General features: G+C 37.9%; 16 protein-coding genes. 3 read left to right on the top strand and 13 right to left on the bottom strand.

What is annotated here, in order from left to right:
• Nucleotides 1-753, bottom strand: a 753-nt coding sequence (locus STRINF_RS05270; protein ID WP_043878355.1) for a glycerophosphoryl diester phosphodiesterase membrane domain-containing protein, incomplete at its 3' end; no start/stop codon positions are given.
• Nucleotides 754-1,072: 319 nt separating this feature from the next.
• Here STRINF_RS05270 and STRINF_RS05265 point away from each other — a divergent pair.
• Nucleotides 1,073-1,525, top strand: coding sequence for a universal stress protein (locus tag STRINF_RS05265; protein WP_006532012.1), 453 nt, complete (start codon nucleotides 1,073-1,075; stop codon nucleotides 1,523-1,525).
• Nucleotides 1,526-1,602: 77 nt separating this feature from the next.
• On the opposite strand, the gene STRINF_RS05260 is transcribed toward STRINF_RS05265, so the two are convergent.
• The gene (locus STRINF_RS05260) at nucleotides 1,603-3,006 is read right to left on the bottom strand and encodes a Cof-type HAD-IIB family hydrolase (RefSeq protein ID WP_006532011.1); all 1,404 of its coding nucleotides are present in this window, start codon (nucleotides 3,004-3,006) and stop codon (nucleotides 1,603-1,605) included.
• Between the two features lie 70 nt (nucleotides 3,007-3,076).
• On the opposite strand from STRINF_RS05260, the gene STRINF_RS05255 reads away from it, so the two are divergent.
• On the top strand, nucleotides 3,077-4,039 hold the full coding sequence (locus STRINF_RS05255; protein WP_006532010.1) for an asparaginase: 963 nt from the start codon (nucleotides 3,077-3,079) through the stop codon (nucleotides 4,037-4,039).
• Nucleotides 4,040-4,089: 50 nt separating this feature from the next.
• On the opposite strand, the gene STRINF_RS05250 is transcribed toward STRINF_RS05255, so the two are convergent.
• From STRINF_RS05250 to STRINF_RS05200, 11 genes are all read right to left on the bottom strand, one after another.
• Nucleotides 4,090-4,299 carry a helix-turn-helix domain-containing protein gene (locus STRINF_RS05250; protein ID WP_014335241.1) on the bottom strand — a complete coding sequence of 70 codons (210 nt, stop codon included), beginning with the start codon at nucleotides 4,297-4,299 and terminating at the stop codon, nucleotides 4,090-4,092.
• A 10-nt stretch (nucleotides 4,300-4,309) separates the two neighbouring features.
• Nucleotides 4,310-4,813 (bottom strand): DUF2975 domain-containing protein, encoded by a 504-nt coding sequence (locus tag STRINF_RS05245; RefSeq protein WP_006532008.1) that lies wholly within the window; start codon nucleotides 4,811-4,813, stop codon nucleotides 4,310-4,312.
• A gap of 27 nt (nucleotides 4,814-4,840) precedes the next feature.
• Nucleotides 4,841-5,308 carry a hypothetical protein gene (locus STRINF_RS05240; RefSeq protein ID WP_006532007.1) on the bottom strand — a complete coding sequence of 156 codons (468 nt, stop codon included), beginning with the start codon at nucleotides 5,306-5,308 and terminating at the stop codon, nucleotides 4,841-4,843.
• A gap of 500 nt (nucleotides 5,309-5,808) precedes the next feature.
• Complete coding sequence (gene recG, locus STRINF_RS05235) at nucleotides 5,809-7,824, bottom strand: ATP-dependent DNA helicase RecG (protein WP_006532006.1); 2,016 nt, start codon at nucleotides 7,822-7,824, stop codon at nucleotides 5,809-5,811.
• Nucleotides 7,825-7,909: 85 nt separating this feature from the next.
• Entirely contained in the window at nucleotides 7,910-9,016 is a 1,107-nt protein-coding gene (gene alr / locus STRINF_RS05230) for an alanine racemase (RefSeq protein WP_006532005.1), read from the bottom strand.
• 67 nt (nucleotides 9,017-9,083) lie between these two features.
• Nucleotides 9,084-9,443, bottom strand: coding sequence for a holo-ACP synthase (gene acpS / locus STRINF_RS05225; RefSeq protein WP_006532004.1), 360 nt, complete (start codon nucleotides 9,441-9,443; stop codon nucleotides 9,084-9,086).
• A 121-nt stretch (nucleotides 9,444-9,564) separates the two neighbouring features.
• Nucleotides 9,565-10,620 (bottom strand): 3-deoxy-7-phosphoheptulonate synthase, encoded by a 1,056-nt coding sequence (locus STRINF_RS05220; protein WP_006532003.1) that lies wholly within the window; start codon nucleotides 10,618-10,620, stop codon nucleotides 9,565-9,567.
• A gap of 3 nt (nucleotides 10,621-10,623) precedes the next feature.
• Entirely contained in the window at nucleotides 10,624-11,655 is a 1,032-nt protein-coding gene (locus tag STRINF_RS05215; RefSeq protein WP_006532002.1) for a 3-deoxy-7-phosphoheptulonate synthase, read from the bottom strand.
• 95 nt (nucleotides 11,656-11,750) lie between these two features.
• Nucleotides 11,751-14,273 carry a preprotein translocase subunit SecA gene (gene secA / locus STRINF_RS05210; protein WP_043878354.1) on the bottom strand — a complete coding sequence of 841 codons (2,523 nt, stop codon included), beginning with the start codon at nucleotides 14,271-14,273 and terminating at the stop codon, nucleotides 11,751-11,753.
• Nucleotides 14,274-14,570: 297 nt separating this feature from the next.
• A complete protein-coding gene (gene scrK, locus STRINF_RS05205; protein WP_006532000.1) occupies nucleotides 14,571-15,452 on the bottom strand; it encodes a fructokinase ScrK in 882 nt (293 codons plus the stop codon).
• A gap of 154 nt (nucleotides 15,453-15,606) precedes the next feature.
• Complete coding sequence (locus tag STRINF_RS05200) at nucleotides 15,607-17,514, bottom strand: sucrose-specific PTS transporter subunit IIBC (RefSeq protein WP_006531999.1); 1,908 nt, start codon at nucleotides 17,512-17,514, stop codon at nucleotides 15,607-15,609.
• Nucleotides 17,515-17,714: 200 nt separating this feature from the next.
• On the opposite strand from STRINF_RS05200, the gene STRINF_RS05195 reads away from it, so the two are divergent.
• Nucleotides 17,715-19,154 carry a sucrose-6-phosphate hydrolase gene (locus tag STRINF_RS05195; RefSeq protein WP_006531998.1) on the top strand — a complete coding sequence of 480 codons (1,440 nt, stop codon included), beginning with the start codon at nucleotides 17,715-17,717 and terminating at the stop codon, nucleotides 19,152-19,154.

The following is a 19,154-nucleotide window of genomic DNA, read 5'->3' as shown; positions in this document are numbered from 1 at the left end:
CTTCTCACAGCCATCAACCAAAGCTGCTAAACCAATTCCCGCAGCACTTAAAAGGCTGATAATAGCCACGATAATTAAAATAACAGAAGCAAAGCCCAACACTCGAAAGATTTTCGTTCCCCTAGTCAACCACCAAGATTCTTTCAATGCAACCGCAAAGCGATTGTCTTTCTTAGTCACCGCCAAAGGAAGGGCGTAGATAAAACGAAGATTGAAGTAAGCAAAGATAGCATATAATCCAAAATAAATTATTTTTCCATTTGTGGACTTCACAAGCTCTCCAGAAATAAAATTAGGAATATAAAGACTTTCTAACAAAGCTGATGACACCAAAAATTCTACAAAGGGAATTGTTAATATCAAATAGAAGAGAAAAGCTAAAAAATGCCAACCTAAAATAGATTTTAAAAAATGATAGCTTCTTTCCTTAAAATAAAAAAGTCTCACTCCTAATTTAGCTTCCTTACACTCAATGATTTCTACTAATAAAGAGAATTCTAGATAAACCAAGAATGCGAGCAACAAAAAATACACAAAAAGGACAGCTAGAGTTAGAGGTTTCGTTAAAAAGCTTACGATATTATCCGTTGTCATTCCTGGAATATTTGAACTAATCAAGATAACTCTTAAAATAAGGGACAATCCATAAGCGCCAATTGTCGTCATTAAAAACTGGAGAATACTTATTCTTAAGACATAAATATACTTGTGTAGATTCAAATCTTTTAAAACCGATTTTATATCTTTAATCATACTTTTCCTCACTTTTACCATTATAGCAAAAATATTCAGAAAAATTCCTTAAACGCTTTCATTTTTCAACCAAATAGAGTATAATAATTTTAGGGATATTTATTATGATAATTGTAAGCGGTTAACGTTTGATTATCTTATCCCGACTAGCTTATTAAAATTATTGATATGGGCAGGAAGTTTGGAATGCGCAAGGCTGTTAACTTACTAACAGCTGACGGATAACTAACCTTAGTTCTCGATAAAAACCAAGATTTCTTACCAGTCTACGTTTTCGCTCACTTTTACGCTCTTGCTAGCATAATTAAGGAGGCAGCTTATGTCACATCATTATGAAAAAATCCTAATTGCTATTGATGGTTCTTACGAATCAGAATTGGCTTTTGAAAAAGGGGTAAACATTGCACTTCGCAATAACGCAGAGTTACTACTTACACATGTCATTGATACACGCGCACTTCAAAGTGTAGCTACTTTCGATACTTATGTCTATGAAAAACTCGAACAAGAAGCTGAAGAAGTATTGGATGACTACGAAAAACAAGCTCGCGATAAAGGATTAACTAAAATCAAACAAGTTATTGAATTTGGTAATCCAAAAACACTCCTAGCTCGTGATATTCCTGATAAAGAAAAAGCTGATTTGATTATGGTCGGAGCAACTGGTCTTAATACCTTTGAACGACTTCTTATCGGTTCTTCATCAGAATACATTATGCGCCATGCAAAAGTCGATTTGCTAGTTGTTCGTGATAGCGAAAAGACATTCTAAGTCTTGAGTAATATCAATTCTCTTTAATAATAATTTTTAATCAACTATTCTATAATTACGAAAAAAGCCAAGTTAGTCTAATGACTAGCTTGGTTTCTTTTTTTACGATTTAATGATTTTTGAATTTGTCGGTCCAGCTCACGTTTAATTGCTGGTTCTGGTGCAAATTTTTCTTCCCAATCATCTGGTTTTAAAATCTTATGTGTAACTGGATCAAAGTGTGCTTGACCATCCGGAAAGATTTTCCCCATATTTGATTCATGGACAATATCAAAGAATGGTTTTGGGTCAACCCCCATTAAAACAAAGGAACCATAAGTCAGATATAATAAATCTGTCAGAGCATCCACCTGACCGACAAGCGGTGTTTCTGGGTGTTCTTTACTTTTAATCTTAGTCACAGCTTTATCAACAGCTTCATGCAAATTGGTTACAGATTGTTGGAAAGCTTGTGGATTACCTTTACTTGTCGCATACAAGAATTCGACAATCTCTTCAACCTTGAAGTCTGAGCGATGATCAGCTTCTTCGACACCATAAAGTCGTGGTGTCTCGCAAGTTTCTCCGTCCATTTGATGGTGGAAATCTTTGACTTTATTGAAGTTGTCATCTTGACTATCAAAGCGTTCACCGACTTCAGCATGAATCAAACCGTAGTGAGCTAAAGCTTTTGAAATACCATCATTGTTGTTAGTATCTGTTGTATAAGTTGCTACGGATTTGACAGACTCTATAGCATTTCCCATAGCAACACTAATACCGACACCAGATAACATTTCAATATCATTATCAGAATCACCAAAGGCCATGACCTCATCTAGGCTAAAGCCAAACATCTCACCGACTCGCTCAATTCCTTTGACTTTGGATTGTCCTTTTGAAATCAAGTCAGCTGAATAAGGGCTACTACGTGTGACTTTAATACAAGGAAAAGCATTTTGAATATTAGCTGTTTCACCTTCAGTTGCCACAAACACCACTTGATAAATCGGTTGACGCATAATCGCCAATAACCCATTTAAATTTTGTGGTTTGAGACGTCGGATAAAGTGTTTAAAACTGCGCTCCACCGCTTTTGCCCAACGTTTCGGAACAAGGGTGCTGACAACTTGACCAAAGCGACTTGTCCCCATGTTGATAATACGAGAGCCTACCAAACCTGAAGCTGTTCCCAGAGAGATTTCACGGCGATGATCATTGGCATAACGAATCAAACGATAAACCGTCGACACAGCCATTTGATTATGATAAAGCACCTGATCTCGTGTAAAAATGTATTGACCATTATAAGAAATCGCAAAATCCAAACCAAGATTTTCTAGATATGGTTGCACAAAACCTGGACCACGTCCCGTTGCCACTCCCACAAAAATTCCTTGTTTTTTCAAACTATTTATAGCTTTCAAGGTCGATTGTTGCACATTCTTACGATCATTCAAAAGTGTCCCATCAATATCAAAAAATACTGCTTTTATTGCCAAACCGTTTCTCGCCCTCCCTCTTTATGTTAAAATAGATTATATCACATTTTTAAAAGGAAGTTTTATTGTCATGAAAAAAATCCTTGTCTTGCACACGGGTGGAACCATTTCAATGCAGGCTGACGAAGCTGGCCATGTCCGCCCAGAAAATGATAATCCGATGAATCATGTCGGTGTTAATCTCGATAATATCCAAGTGACAGCACTTGATTTTTTTAATGTTCCAAGTCCTCACATCACACCAAAACACATGTTAAAACTCTATCAAAAAATTAAAGAAGAAGCTGACAACTTTGATGGTGTGGTTATCACTCACGGAACAGATACTCTTGAAGAAACAGCTTATTTCCTTGATACCATGGAAGTTCCTAACATCCCAATCGTGCTCACTGGTGCCATGCGCTCATCAAATGAACTAGGGAGTGACGGTGTTTACAATTACCTCAGCGCCCTTCGTGTTGCGAGTCACGAAAAAGCAGTTGGTAAAGGCGTTTTAGTGGTCATGAACGATGAAATTCACGCCGCAAAATACGTGACAAAAACTCATACTACTAACGTTTCAACCTTTAAAACACCAATCCATGGACCCTTAGGCATCATCATGAAACACGATATCCTCTTCTTCCGAACAGCTGAGCCACGTGTTCGTTTTGACTTACAAGATATTTCAGGTACTGTTCCAATTATCAGAGCCTATGCTGGTATGGGTGGCGATGGTATCATTAGCTTCCTTAATCCAAGCAACGTTCAAGGTGTGGTCATCGAAGCACTTGGTGCTGGAAACATGCCACCACGCGCTGCCGAAGAAATCTACGACCTCATCAAGCAAGGCGTCCCTGTTGTCCTTGTCTCACGTTGCTTTAACGGAATTGCTGAACCTGTTTATGCCTACGAAGGAGGCGGGGTTCAACTCGCTAACGCTGGGGTTATGTTCGTCAAAGAGCTCAATGCCCAAAAAGCCCGCTTAAAACTTCTCATCGCTTTAAATGCAGGTCTAAAAGGACAAGAATTAAAAGAATACATCGAAGGTTAATCAGGTGAATAACGCTAAAAAGCTGAAGCATTTGCTTCAGCTTTTTAGCGTTATTCTTCATCAGGAATGTATTCTAAAATATCACCAGGTTGACAGCCTAACTCACGACAAATAGCGTCCAAGGTCGTTAAGCGAACCGCTTTTGCTTTACCTGTTTTTAGGATAGAGAGATTAGCATTTGTAATACCGATACGTTCAGCTAATTCACCTGATTTCATTTTTCGTTTTGCTAATTCAACATCAAGATTAATTTGAATCATATGACTACCTCTAAATTGTAAATTCATTTTCCTCAGCAATGACATTAGCTTCTCTTAAAATTATTGAAAATACCCAAACAACAAATGCCGCTACTAGATAAGCCCAGTTAACAAAAGATAAAACTCCTGAACCAGAACACAAACTTTGGAACCAGCTATCTAAAAATGCAAGGGCAATAAAATTGTACTCAACATAACGTGCCAATTTTACATTTTCTGGAGTAAAAATATTATTATCGATAATATTTTTGAAAAACATTTTCACAAAAACAAGGAGCGCAATCCAAAGGCATGAATTTACAGCAAACAAACTAAGAAATGATGGTGAATGCAAAAGTTTTTCTGGAATATTAACATCAAATGAAAAACCATCTCCAGCTTGATTCATCAAGTTCAAATGAGGTTGTGTCCACGAAAGAGAAATAACAACTACTGTAGATAAAACGATTAAGACAATTGCAATATTAATCACAACATTGGCAACTTTCAACGCTTTATAGTTTGTTTTCTTCATGATTGTCTCCTTAAAATTATTTTCCCATTAAGCTAAGCGACGAGTGCGAAGCCATTTACTAATCACAACAGCAAGGACCAAAAAGCCGCAAACTGAAAAGTCAACTGTCATATTACTTGTATTAGAAGCATTTGTCAAGATGTTTTGGAAAACTGATACCACAAATGTGTAAAGAGTTGCTTTTTTCAAAAAGCTATAAGTACGGTCTGAAAAAATATCAGCAACTGTCAAATCAGAAAGGAAAGCTTTTAATTTAGTAAGTCCGTAAATAATGGCACCATTTACCAGACAAGTCAAAAATGTAATGCCCCAAGTATGTTGGCTCTTACTAATTGCCCACTCAATCATACCGTATTGACCTAGAGCTATTTTATCGTAACCGTAAAAATGTGAAGCAAAGTCAGCAAGAATGATTAAAATGAGACTTACAATAGTGATATTGATAGCAATTTTAGCAATAGTTTTAGCAGCAGTTTCGATAGTTTTTGTGTTCATGATAAATCTCCTAAAAAATGTTTTTCTATTGGATTTGTGGTTAAGCTCAATTGTTAAATCCGTTTTGCGATATTAAATTATTCTTTTTCGAAAATTTTTTATCGTTTTTCGATATATTTAGTATACCACAAGTTTTTCGTTTTGCAACACTTTTTATCGAAAATCGATATTTTTTTATTTTTTTGCGTAATTTTCAACGATTTTATCCAAAATCAAGGGCTTTTCCAAACAAATGTTACTAAAAAAGCCCAGTCACATTCGACTGAGCCAATTATCACTATGGTCTTATGTCTTTTGAGGATTTTACTGCCATAGCATTTATCAAAAAAGAGTCCTTTTTTTTCAGCCTACTTTCCGTAAGCTGGTTTCTCGTCAATTTTTTTAGCAAATGTCATCTTATAAGTTACGTTTATTATCATAAGCTTACCTCATCTTTCATTTGGTAAAGCCATTATAAAAAGGAAAGCTTAAGCTTTCCTTGTAGAAATCTTTCATAAACCTTAATCAAAGTTACCTTTGTCTTTGAGATTTTGAGTGATGATTTGCCATTGTGGTTCTTGGCGCCAATTTGGATTTGAAACGATCTGGCTGGCAACTCGCCTAGCTTCTTCTAAAATATTATAATCTTCCACAATATCTGCTACTTGGAATTCTGGAATTCCAGATTGTCGTGTTCCGAAAATTTCACCAGAGCCACGCATTTTAAGGTCAGCTTCAGCCAGTGCAAAACCATCTGTGGTTTCTGTCATGATTTTCATGCGTTTTTTTCCTGTCTCAGTCTTTGGATTAGCAACCAAAATCGCATAAGATTGCTTGTCACCACGCCCAACACGTCCGCGCAGCTGGTGTAGCTGACTAAGTCCAAAACGATCAGCATCCATTATAATCATAATAGTTGCATTTGGCACATTGACCCCAACTTCAATCACCGTCGTTGAAACCAGAACTTGACTCTTTTGAGCTTTAAAGTCTTGCATGATAGCTTCTTTTTCTTCATTTTTCATGCGTCCGTGCATTAAGGCAACATTGGCACAATCCGCAAAATACTCAGACAAATCTTCATGCAAAGCAATCGCATTTTTCAAATCCAGAGATTCAGATTCCTCAATCAAAGGTGAAATAACATAGGCTTGCGCACCTTTTGGCAATTCCTTTTTGACCCAGTCAAGGACAATATCTAATTGCTCATGCTTAACCCAGCGTGTAATAATTGGTTTTCGACCTGCAGGCAATTCATCAATAATGGAAACATCCATTTCACCAAAAGCAGTAATAGCAAGCGTACGTGGAATAGGTGTCGCTGTCATCATGAGTACATCAGGATTCTCACCTTTTTCACGGAAAATACGACGTTGATTAACCCCAAAACGGTGCTGTTCATCTGTAATAACAAATCCTAGGCGATGGTAACTCACCGTATCTTGAATCAGCGCATGCGTTCCCACAATCATATCCACAGAACCATCCGCAATCGCAGCAAGAGCGGCTTTTTTATTAGCTGCCTTCATACCTGACGTCAAGATAGCAATGGATAAGTCAGGAAACAGCTGCATTAAACTCTCGAAATGTTGTTCTGCCAAGATTTCTGTTGGCACCATCAAGGCTGACTGATAGCCTGCCGTATAAGCCGCATACATAGCAAGACTTGCAACCACTGTCTTACCAGAACCAACATCCCCTTGCAAAAGACGGTTCATATGCCCACCAGAGCGCATATCAGACAAAATATCACTAAGGCTGCGCTTTTGCCCACCCGTTAAATCAAAAGGGAGACTCGCTATCTTATCAGCCACTTTTTGCTCATCGTATGCAATCATAAGACCGTTAGCTTCTGATTTATTATCCGCCTTCAAGGCTTGCAGATTCATTTGAAAATAAAAAAGTTCTTCAAATTTTATACGACGAAGGGCTTGTTTGTATTCTGCTAAATCCTTTGGAAAATGCATGGCTTCTGTTGCTTTTGCACGACCTAATAAACGGTATTTGTCCAAAAAAACTTGGGGTAGATTCTCAGGCAACCAATTTTGTGCACCAAGAGCAAAAGCGGATTTTATGGCTTTAATCAAAGCATTTTGCGAAATGCCCTGTGCCACACGGTAAACAGGCTGCATATCATCTTCAACCTGCGCTAAAATCTTCATACCAGTCACTGCAGATTTTAGAGCATCCCATTTTCCGAAAATCGCTACATCACTGCCAAGCTCAACTTTATCTGCCAAATAAGGCTGATTGAAAAAAGATATCGCAATAACGGCCTCGCCTTGTTTGATTTTAAAAGACAGGCGATTACGCTTATAGCCATAATACTGGACATTTGCTGGTGTTACCACTGTTCCAACAATAACAGCTTTTTCCCCGTCAACTAAATCTAAAATACTCTTGCTCTTAAAATCTTCATAACGAAAAGGATAATAAAGCAGCAAATCCTCAATCGTATAAATGTCTAATTTATGGAATTTTTCTGCCGACTTAGGACCTAAGCCTTTTAATTCCTCAATTGATGATTGTAAATTCATAAGACCTCACTTTGCTACTATTATAACAAAAAATAGATTCTAAATCGTCGTAAGAAAATCACGACAATCTAGAATCCTTTTTATCTTATTTTGAATAGAAACGTGGGATACGATCACTTAGAAGGCAAAGTACTTCATAATTGATAGTACCACATTTTTGAGCCAAATCAGTAGCTGAAATAGCCTTGTCACCTTCTTGACCAATCAAAGTTACTTTAGTACCGATTGGGAATTTTTCTGGCAAACGAATCGTGATTTGGTCCATTGACACGCGCCCAACGATTTCACAAAATTGTCCATTCACAAGAACTGAGAAACCTTGCAAATCACGAGTCCATCCATCAGCATAACCAATTGGAACAGTCGCAATATATTCTTCTTTTTGAGCAGTGTAAGTTGCACCGTAACCAACAGTCGCACCAGCTGGGATTGTTTTCACGTGAACAAGCGCTGATTCCAAGCTAAGAGCTGGTTTAATCGGATATGGAAGAGCAATATCTGTTCCACTTGGATTCAATCCGTACATCACGATACCAAGACGGACGATGTTAAAGATTGTTTCGCTGTGCCAGATACTTGTCGCTGAGTTACTAGCATGAACAAGAGCAGGTTTTTCACTCAAGTTATTAACAATATTTGTAAAGAATGCCAATTGCTCATTAAATTTAGTATTATCAGCTTCATCAGCTGTAGCAAAGTGAGTGAAGATACCTTCTACATTAGCGCCAGCTTTTTTCAAGTTAGCCATTAAGCTTTCAGCTTCTTCAAGACTACGCACACCAATACGTCCCATACCAGAATCAACTTTCAAATGAACGTTAACCCCTTTAAGACTGATGTCTTGTTCATTTGCTAAATCAAGCCATTCTTGGCTAGCAACAGTTAAGGTAATGTCGTAATCACGTGCTAAAGCAACTTCATTAGGCATGATGACACCCAAGATTAAGATAGTTTCTTCAATACCTGCTTCACGAAGTTCAAGAGCTTCATCAACATTTGATACACAAAAACCGTCAACTAAGTGATGCACAGCTTGCGCAACCTTTTTAGCACCATGTCCATAAGCATTAGCTTTAACAACCGCAAAAGCTTTTTTCCCTTCTGGAATATTAGCTTTAACCGTCTCAATATTGTCACAAATGGCCCCTAAATCAATTAAGGCTCTTGTTGGTCGGTGTAAACTTGAAATCATTTTTTCTCCTCCAAAGCTAGTAAAAAATTTCTCGATTAATCCTACTTTTCATTTTTCAAAAAGTTTGTTACTCATCATCTTCTAAGATAACACTGGCTTGCACAAGATTCCCCGTATGAGAAAGTGAGATAAAGCATCTACCCGTAAACGGTGACTGGGTAATCTCAGGCGCACCTAGCTGGTTATTCAAAATTTCAATATCTTGAAAACCAAGTGTCCCAATTCCAGTTCCCATTGCCTTAGCGAAAGCTTCTTTTGCAGCCCAACGCCCTGCCAAAAATTCCATTTGCCTTTTCTCAGCCTTAAAACCTGAAAAAACTTGAAATTCTTTTTCTGTCAGCACGCGCTTTGCAAATCTATTATTCTTCTCATACGCTCGCTTGATTGCATCTATTTCTTGCAAGTCAATGCCATGACCAATAATCATACGTCTCCTTTGTGAAAAACGATTTTAAACCAAGTCAAAACTCTTATCAGCTTAATCGCTTAATGATTTCCAAAACTAAGGAGCTGAGAAAAATCCCCAGCCCCATAGGTTATTCAATTAATTAGAATAGCAATTCCTCATAAGAATCATGACTTAAGGTTGCATGGATTTCACGAATCAATTTTTCAGTTTTATCCCATCCTAGACATGGGTCTGTGATCGATTTTCCAAATACCTCTGGTGTATCTTGGCGACCATCTTCCAAGTAAGATTCAATCATGAATCCACGTACATACTTGTTAATTTTATCACTCCAGTCGCGATTAATCAATGTTTGACGTACAATACGGATTTGTTCAAGATATTGTTTACCAGAATTGTCATGGTTCGTATCAATAACGATAAATGGATTTTCAAGTCCCATTTTTTCGTAATGAGCAATTGCTTTCAACAAGTCATCGTAATAGTAGTTTGGCACATTTTCACCATGCTCAGTTAGTGCACCTCGAAGAATCGCATGCGCCAATGGATTACCATCAGTTTCAACTTCTGCATTATGGTAGATGAAGTTTTGTTTATTTTGTGCAGCATAAATACCGTTAAACATCACATTCAAATTACCAGATGTTGGATTTTTCATTCCTGCAGGGGCATCAATTCCAGAGGCAACAAAGCGGTGCTCTTGGTCTTCAACCGAACGAGCTCCAATAGCATGATATGACAGCAAATCATCTACCAAGGTAAGGTTATCAGGATACAACATCTCATCTGCAGTCGTCAAACCAGTTTCTGTGATGACACGATAATGCAAATGACGAACAGCAGCAACACCATTAATCAAATTTGGAAGTTTTGACGTATCAGGCTGATGCATCAATCCTTTATAACCATCACCATTTGTACGCGGTTTTGCTGTATAAACACGCATGACAATGAAAATCTTATCCTTTACTTCTTCTTGAATTTTCGCTAAACGATGAGCGTATTCAAGTACAGCATCTTCATTATCAGATGAACATGGACCGATGACCAAGAGAATACGGTCATCTTCACCTTTGATGATCTTTGCCAATTCAGCATCACGTGCTTTTTTCTTAGCAAGAAAATCACCTTCTAGTTTTGATTGTTCTTTGACTTGTGCAATATCAATTGTTGCACTTTTTTGATGTATTCCCATAATTTATTTACCTAGTGTATCGTAAATTTCGTGAACAAGTTTTTCGGTATTGTCCCAACCAAGACATGGGTCTGTGATTGATTTACCAAAAACTTCAGGTTTGTCTTGACGTCCGTCTTCCAAGTATGATTCAATCATAAAACCACGAACGTATTTATTGATTTTTTCATTCCAATCACGGTTAATCAATGTTTGACGGATAATACGAACTTGTTCTAAATATTGTTTTCCTGAGTTGTCATGGTTAGTATCGATAACGATAAATGGATTTTCAAGTCCCATTTTTTCGTATTGTTCGATAGTATCGATGACATTATCGTAGTAATAGTTTGGTACATTTTTACCGTATTCGTTAAGTGCACCACGAAGGATAGCGTGTGCAAACGGATTACCAGATGTTTCTACTTCTTCACCGTTAAACAAGAATGATTGCTTATTTTGAGCGGCATAAATACCATTAAACATAACATTCAAGTTACCTGAAGTAGGATTTTTCATCCCTGTTGGGACACTAATGCCTGAAGCAACAAAGCGGTGTTGTTGGTCTTCAACTGAACGCGCACCAACAGCAATATAAGAAACCAAATCATCTACCAATGGAAGATTTTCTGGATAAAGCATTTCATCTGCTGTTGTTAAGCCAGTCTCTGAAATCACACGATAATGAAGGTGACGAACGGCTTTGATACCGTTAATCAAACTTGGTGCTTCTGATGTATCAGGTTGGTGCATCAAACCTTTATAACCATCACCATTCGTACGTGGTTTTGCTGTGTAAACACGCATTACCATAAAGACACGGTCTTTAACTTCTTCTTGAAGTTTTTCCAAACGACGAGCGTATTCAAGCACAGCATCTTCATTATCAGATGAGCAAGGGCCGATAACCAAAAGAACTCGGTCATCTTCACCTTTAATGATAGCTTCTAATTCGCGATCACGAGCTTCTTTTTTAGCTAGAACGTTACCAGTTAATTTTGATTCTTCTTTAAGAGCATCGAAATTAATCTTTTTACTTGTTGCTTTAAATGACATATATTTTCCCTCTACTGAAATTAGTTAAGATTTCATCTATTATACCATTTTCAAGAGGTTTTTCAATGAATTGTCAGAATTTTCTGTTGTCTTTTTTAAAAATGTTTACGACCGTGGCAATTTTTGAATTTTTTACCTGATCCACATGGGCACAAATCGTTACGTTTAACGTTAGAGTAATCGATATTAGATTGTGCTTGAACATGTTGAACAGAGATATTCTTTTCAGCCATTGTTGTTGCACGTTCAGTTGAGCGTTCACGTTCTTGTTGGTGAATTTTTGCTTTCATCATTGTACGTGTCACGTCAAATTCAATAGCACCAATCATAGCTTGGAACATACGAAAACCTTCTGATTGGTATTCAACAACAGGGTTATTTTGAGCGTATCCTCGCAAACCAACAGATTGACGCAATTGATCAAGCGCATCGATGTGATCTGTCCACTTGTTATCCACAACCATCAAAATCAAAACTTTTTGGAATTCTTTAACAGCTTCTTCATCATGAAGTTTAGCGATTTGAGCATCGTAAACTGCCAAAGCACGTTTGTAAAGTTCTTCTTTGATTTCTTCAAATTCTAAATTTTCAAGGTCAGCTAGTTTAATAGAATCTTCCTCAACCAAGTTTGATTTAGCAAAATTCAAGATAGCCTTGATACCTTCTTCGCGGTCTGCACGGCTGTGTGCATCAACAGCACGATTAATTGTACGTTTAATCATTGCTTTGATTTCAGGTGCCAAATCACGGTCTGCTGTGATAACATCGTGACGTTCAGCATAAATGATTTCACGCTGTTCACGCATCACATCATCATATTGAAGGACTTGTTTACGCATATCGTAGTTGTTACCTTCAACACGTTTTTGAGCTGATTCCACTTGACGTGTGAGCATCTTAGATTTGATAACAGCTTCTTCTTCATCAAGGTTCATGCGATCAAGGAAAGCTTTAATACGATCTGAACCGAAACGACGCATCAAATCATCTTCAAGTGATAGGTAAAATTGTGATTCACCTGGGTCACCTTGACGACCTGCACGTCCACGAAGCTGATTATCAATACGACGGCTTTCGTGACGTTCTGTACCGATAACGCAAAGACCACCAAGTTCACGAACCCCTTCGCCAAGTTTGATATCTGTACCACGACCAGCCATGTTGGTTGCGATTGTAACCGCACCGCGTTGACCAGCGTTCATGATGATTTGAGCTTCTTTAAAGTGGTTTTTAGCATTCAAGACTTCGTGTGGAATACCAGCTTCAACCAATTTTTTAGAAATAAGGTCTGATGTTTCAACGGAAACCGTACCAACCAAGACAGGTTGACCTTTAGCATGACGACGTTTAACATCTTCCACCACTGCTCGGAATTTAGAAGCAAGTGTTGGATACAACAAATCTGGATGGTCAATACGAGCTACTGGTCGGTTTGTTGGAATTGGAATAATGCGCATATTGTAAACTTCGCGGAATTCCTCTTCTTCAGTTTTGGCTGTACCAGTCATACCTGCCAATTTTTTGTACATGCGGAACATGTTTTGGTAAGTAATTGATGCACTTGTCTTAGATTCTTCTTGGATACGTACACCTTCTTTAGCTTCGATAGCTTGGTGCAAACCATCAGAGAAACGACGACCTTCCATTGTACGACCAGTAAATTGGTCAACAATCAAGATTTCACCATTTTCACTAACCACATAATCAATATCTAAAATCATAATATAGTTAGCACGAAGAGCGTTATCGATATAGTGTGTTAAGGCAACATTTTCCAAATCATAAAGATTTTCCAAGTGGAAATACTCTTCAGCTTTATCAATACCACTATCAGTTAGACCGATTGTTTTTGTTGGTACATCAATGACATAATCAACACTTTCAAGTGTTTTAACGAATTTATCTGCACGAATGTAAAGTTGACTTGTTTCTGAAGTAACTTGACCAGAGACAATCAAAGGTGTTCTTGCTTCATCAATCAAGACAGAGTCAACTTCATCGACCAAGGCAAAGTTCAATGAACGTTGAACCATATCTTCTTGACGAACAACCATGTTATCACGAAGGTAGTCAAAACCGATTTCTGAGTTTGTAGAATAAGTGATATCACAGTTGTAGGCTTCACGTTTTTCATATGGTGATTTTGCAGACAAGTTGATTCCTACAGAAAGTCCCAACCAGCTATATACTTCACCCATTTCAGTTGCGTCACGTGTTGCAAGGTATTCGTTAACCGTGATAACGTGGACCCCTTCACCAGCAAGGGCGTTAAGGTAAACTGGCATAGTCGCAGTCAATGTTTTACCTTCACCAGTACGCATTTCTGGCACGTCACCATTGTGCATAACAATACCACCCATGATTTGAACACGGTATGGATAAAGCCCAAGAACACGTTTTGCAGCTTCACGAACAACCGCAAAAGCTTCTGGCAATAACTGATCTAGCGTTTCACCATTTTGATAACGTTGTTTGAATTCTGGTGTTTTTGCTTTTAATTCTTCATCAGACAAAGCAGCCATCGCATCAGCGTATGACTCAACTTTCTTTGCAATTTTTTCTAATTTTCTTAGTTCGCCTTTATCGTTTTCGATAACAGTTCGTAGAATATTTGCCATCCCAATTCCTTTCGATAAACTTATCATCACATTTTATCATAAAAAGCGCTCCTATACAAGAATACGCTATCATGACAACTAATCCATAAACTAGATAAAATGGTATGATTTTTTAGTATTTATTAATAACATTCTAAGTATTTTCTGAGCATTCACCTGTTTCGATTATACTCTTTTTTCACCTTAACAACAAGAAAGCACTGTATTTCACGGGAATTATCAGTGTAAAAAAAGATTGAAGAGCAGCCCTGCAGGACTTTTCCTCAATCTCACTTACATCTTGTTAATCAAAATAAATTAACGTTCTGAAACTTTCTTAGCTAAGGCAAAGTTTCCAAGTGTTGCAGAACCATTTTCAGCAACTCCTGGTGTTACGATATATTCAGTAACATCTGGAACTGGTACATAATCATTTAACAAAGCTTTAAATTTATCGCGAACACGTTTTAACATGTGTTCTTGTGCCATAACACCACCACCAAATACGATGACTTCTGGACGGTAAAGAAGTGTTGCTTGAATAGCTGCTTGAGCGATGTAGTAAGCTTGAACATCCCACACGTCTGAGTTAAGTTCAATCAATTCACCACGAATACCTGTACGTGCTTCAAGTGATGGACCAGCTGCCAAACCTTCAAGACATCCTTTGTGGAATGGGCAAACGCCGCTAAAGTTATTAGCAACATCATGTGAATGTGGAGCAACATAGACGTGACCTACTTCTGTGTGACCAAGACCGCCGATGAATTGACCATTTTGGATAGCGCCAGCACCGATACCAGTACCGATTGTGTAGTAAACAAGGCTCTTAACACCTTTACGAACAATTGTTTCACCGTAAGCTGAGCTATTAACGTCAGTTGTGAAATAAAATGGGACTTTGAAGTGTTTTGAAATCAAGCCAACCAAATCAACATTAGCCCAATGTGGTTTTGGAGTTGAAGTGATATAACCATAAGTTTCTGAATTTTGGTCGATATCAATCGGACCAAAAGAACCAATGGCAATACCAGCTAAATCTTCTTCAAAACGTTTGAAGAAAGCTACTGTTTTATCAATTGTTTCGTAAGGTGTTGTTGTTGGAAATTGAACTTTTTCAACAACTTGGAAATTTTCGTCACCAACAGCACAAACAAATTTTGTTCCACCTGCTTCGACACTACCGTATAATTTAGTCATGTTATCTCCCTTTTAAATGCTATTTTATACACAATATTATACAAAATTTCAAAAGATATATCAAGAATAAAAACGCTTAGATTACCTTATTTCAAAGGTTTTAACTCCATTTAAAAAGAGGTGTAAAAACACCTCTTAAAATATACATATATACTTATTTAAGTTCAAGTAACACAGCACCTTCAGCAAGTTCACCTTGAGCAACTGGTGTTACTTCTTGGTAGTCAGCTGTGTTTGTCACGATAATCATTGTTGTATCATCAAGACCTGCTTCTGCAATAGCTGCGCGGTCAAATGTTCCAAGAACATCACCTTTTTTAACTTTTTGGTTAGCAGCAACTTTTTGGTTAAATCCTTTACCAGCCATTGAGACAGTATCAATACCGATGTGGATAAGGATTTCAGCACCATTGTCAGATTTCAAACCATAAGCATGACCTGTTTCAAAGGCAAGTTGAACAGTACCATCAACTGGTGAGTAAACTGTGTCACCGTTTGGTTTAATAGCGATACCTTTACCCATAGCACCTGATGAGAAGACTGGGTCATTAACTGCAGAAAGTTCAACAGATTGGCCTGAAAGTGGGCTTACAACTGTTTCTTCAGAAACACCAGCTTGAGAAAGTGCAGTAACTTCTTCAGCTACTTCTTTTGCTTCTTTAGCAGCTTTAACGTCTTTTGTATCATCTTCGTAACCGAACATGTAAGTCAATACAAAGGCAAGAGCTGTAGTTGCAAGAACCATGATGACATATTTAAGAACTTGACCATTCAAGTAAAGAAGAGTACCAGGGATAATTGTAATACCAAAACCAGTACCAGCAAGGTTGAAGATTGAAGCCAACCAACCACCACAAGCACCAGCCGCAAGACCTAATACAAATGGTTTACCAAAACGTAAGTTTACACCGAAGATAGCTGGTTCAGTGATACCAAGTCCTGCAGAAAGAGCAGCTGGGAAAGCAAGAGCTTTAAGTTTAGCATCTTTTGTTTTAACACCAACAGCAAGAGTTGCACCAGCTTGGGCAGTCATTGCAGCTGTGATGATAGCGTTGAATGGGTCTTTACCATCAGCAGCAATCAATTGTGATTCAAGCAAGTTGAAGATGTGGTGAACACCTGTAACCACGATAATTTGGTGAATACCACCAAGAATAAGACCAGAAAGACCAAATGGCAAGCTAAGCAAGAATTTAGTTCCTGCAAGAACATAGTTTTCAACAGTATGGAAAACTGGACCAATGACAAAGAGTGCCAAGATTGACATTACCAAGAATGTCAAGAATGGAACCAACAAAAGGTCAAGCACATCTGGAATTTTTTTGTGCAACCATTTTTCAAGTTTCGCACCAAGCAAACCTACGAAGAATGCTGGAAGAACTGAGTTTTGGTAACCAACAACTGGAATGAATCCAAAGAAGTTAATTGGTTCTGCAGCTTTTGAGACAACATCCCAAGCATTTGGAAGTGAGTTGTTAACCATCATAAGTCCAAGAACAAGACCTACGATTGGACTTCCACCAAATACGTTAAATGCAGACCAGCAAATCAAAGCTGGGAAGAATGCAAAGGCTGTATCTGTTAATACAACAGTGTATGTGTAAAAGTTTGAAGATGAGAAAGCTTCTGATGTTGTTCCGAAGAGTCCTAGAATTGTATCATTGTTGATAGCTCCGCGGATACCCATGAAAAGACCAGTCGCTACGATAGCTGGAAGCAATGGAACAAATACGTCACCGAATGAACGGACAGCGCGTTGGAACCAATTTCCTTGTTTAGCAGCTTCTGCTTTTTGTTCATCTTTTGAAGCTGTTGGCAAACCAAGAGCAACAACTTCATCGTACATTTTGTTAACTAGACCAGTACCAAAGATAATTTGGTATTGTCCTGAGTTGAAGAAAGCTCCTTGAACTTTGTCAAGATTTTCAATTTTGTCTTTGTCGATTTTTGCTTCATCAACAACCATAACACGTAAACGTGTGGCACAGTGAGCGACACTGCGTACGTTTTCGAGGCCACCTAAAGCAGCAACAATCTCTTTTGCAATCTGTGCGTTATCCATTTGCAAAAACTCCTTTATATAAAATTACTTTTGTAAGCTTGGTTGTAAGCGTTTCACTTAACTACATTTACATTTTATCATAAAAACGCTTTATGTCAAGCGTTTATCATATTTTTTTCTTTTTGCGGGAAAATAATTGATTTTTAGGCGGAAAACGTTTACTATATTAGTTGTAGATAGATTAACAAAAGGAGAAAAATATGAATTTACCTCAAGAAGTACGATACCGTGCTTACGCTGATTGGAGCGAGGAAGAGGTTGTTAAAATCACTGAAAATGTGAAAAAATCACCTTGGCATACCAGCTACCACATCGAGCCTAAAACTGGACTATTAAATGACCCTAACGGTTTCTCATACTTTAACGGCAAATATACATTGTTCTATCAAAATTGGCCTTTTGGCGCTGCTCACGGCCTAAAACAATGGGTTCACACTGAATCTGAAGACTTGGTTCATTTCCATGAAACTAATGTAGAACTTCGCCCTGACACTAAAAACGATAGCCACGGAGCTTACTCTGGTTCTGCCTATGAAATCAATGACAAACTCTTCTTGTTCTATACAGGAAATGTTCGTGACGAAAACTGGGTACGTGACCCACTTCAAATCGGTGCTTGGATGGATAAAGACCACAAGATCACTAAAATGGATGACGTTCTTATCCGCCAACCAGAAGATGCAACAGAGCACTTCCGTGACCCACAAATCTTCAACTATAAAGGTCAATTCTACGCAATCGTAGGCGCTCAAAACCTTGACGAATCAGGCTTCGTGAAACTTTACAAAGCTGTTGACAACAACGTCGAAAATTGGGAAGAAGTTGGAAATCTTGACTTTGATAACAGTGGTTCAGAGTACATGATTGAGTGTCCAAACCTTGTTTTTGTTGATGATAAACCAGTTCTTATCTACTGTCCACAAGGACTTGATAAAGCTGAACTTGATTATCGCAACATTTACCCAAATACCTACAAAGTATATCAATCGTTTGACGCAGAAAATGCAAAACTAGTCGGAGCTTCTGACATTCAAAATCTTGATTACGGTTTTGAAGCCTATGCGACTCAAGCATTCAACGCCCCTGACGGACGTGCGCTTGCTGTTAGCTGGATTGGACTTCCTGACATCGACTATCCAACTGACCAATACGATTACCAAGGTGCTCTTAGTCTTGTTAAAAAACTTTCTATTAAAGATGGTAAACTTTATCAATACCCAGTTGAGGCAATCACTTCTCTTCGTAATTCTTCTGAAGCTTTCGCTGACAAAGCACAAACAAACAATACTTATGAGTTAGAGTTAACATTTCCTGCAAATCAAAAATCAGAACTTCTGCTTTTTGCTGATGACAAAGGAAATGGACTCAGCTTGACTGTAGATACTAAAGACGGTAAAATTATCCTTGACCGCAGTAAAGCCGGTGTTCAATACACTACAAAATTTGGTACTACTCGAGAATGTACAATCGATACGAAAGAAACAACAGCCAATATTTTTGTAGATAATTCGATCATTGAAATCTTTATCAATAAAGGAGAAAAAGTATTTACTAGCCGTATCTTCCCAGAAGCTGGTCAAAACGGAATTACACTTAAATCTGGAGACGTCACTGGTACATACTTTGATTTGAAATACTAA

Source organism: Streptococcus infantarius subsp. infantarius ATCC BAA-102 (assembly GCF_000154985.1).
GTDB classification, from domain to species: Bacteria; Bacillota; Bacilli; order Lactobacillales; family Streptococcaceae; genus Streptococcus; species Streptococcus infantarius.
Note: the sequence above shows the minus strand (reverse complement) of the source record. Positions and strands in the feature narration are given on the sequence as shown.

Bases quoted from the DNA above. Each gene is read 5' to 3' on its own strand.
- STRINF_RS05265 (WP_006532012.1), top strand. From the start codon at position 1,073: ATGTCACATCATTATGAAAAAATCCTAATTGCTATTGATGGTTCTTAC.
- STRINF_RS05255 (WP_006532010.1), top strand. From the start codon at position 3,077: ATGAAAAAAATCCTTGTCTTGCACACGGGTGGAACCATTTCAATGCAG.
- STRINF_RS05250 (WP_014335241.1), bottom strand. From the start codon at position 4,299: ATGATTCAAATTAATCTTGATGTTGAATTAGCAAAACGAAAAATGAAA.
- STRINF_RS05245 (WP_006532008.1), bottom strand. From the start codon at position 4,813: ATGAAGAAAACAAACTATAAAGCGTTGAAAGTTGCCAATGTTGTGATT.
- STRINF_RS05240 (WP_006532007.1), bottom strand. From the start codon at position 5,308: ATGAACACAAAAACTATCGAAACTGCTGCTAAAACTATTGCTAAAATT.
- recG (WP_006532006.1), bottom strand. From the start codon at position 7,824: ATGAATTTACAATCATCAATTGAGGAATTAAAAGGCTTAGGTCCTAAG.
- alr (WP_006532005.1), bottom strand. From the start codon at position 9,016: ATGATTTCAAGTTTACACCGACCAACAAGAGCCTTAATTGATTTAGGG.
- acpS (WP_006532004.1), bottom strand. From the start codon at position 9,443: ATGATTATTGGTCATGGCATTGACTTGCAAGAAATAGATGCAATCAAG.
- STRINF_RS05220 (WP_006532003.1), bottom strand. From the start codon at position 10,620: ATGGGAATACATCAAAAAAGTGCAACAATTGATATTGCACAAGTCAAA.
- STRINF_RS05215 (WP_006532002.1), bottom strand. From the start codon at position 11,655: ATGTCATTTAAAGCAACAAGTAAAAAGATTAATTTCGATGCTCTTAAA.
- secA (WP_043878354.1), bottom strand. From the start codon at position 14,273: ATGGCAAATATTCTACGAACTGTTATCGAAAACGATAAAGGCGAACTA.
- scrK (WP_006532000.1), bottom strand. From the start codon at position 15,452: ATGACTAAATTATACGGTAGTGTCGAAGCAGGTGGAACAAAATTTGTT.
- STRINF_RS05200 (WP_006531999.1), bottom strand. From the start codon at position 17,514: ATGGATAACGCACAGATTGCAAAAGAGATTGTTGCTGCTTTAGGTGGC.
- STRINF_RS05195 (WP_006531998.1), top strand. From the start codon at position 17,715: ATGAATTTACCTCAAGAAGTACGATACCGTGCTTACGCTGATTGGAGC.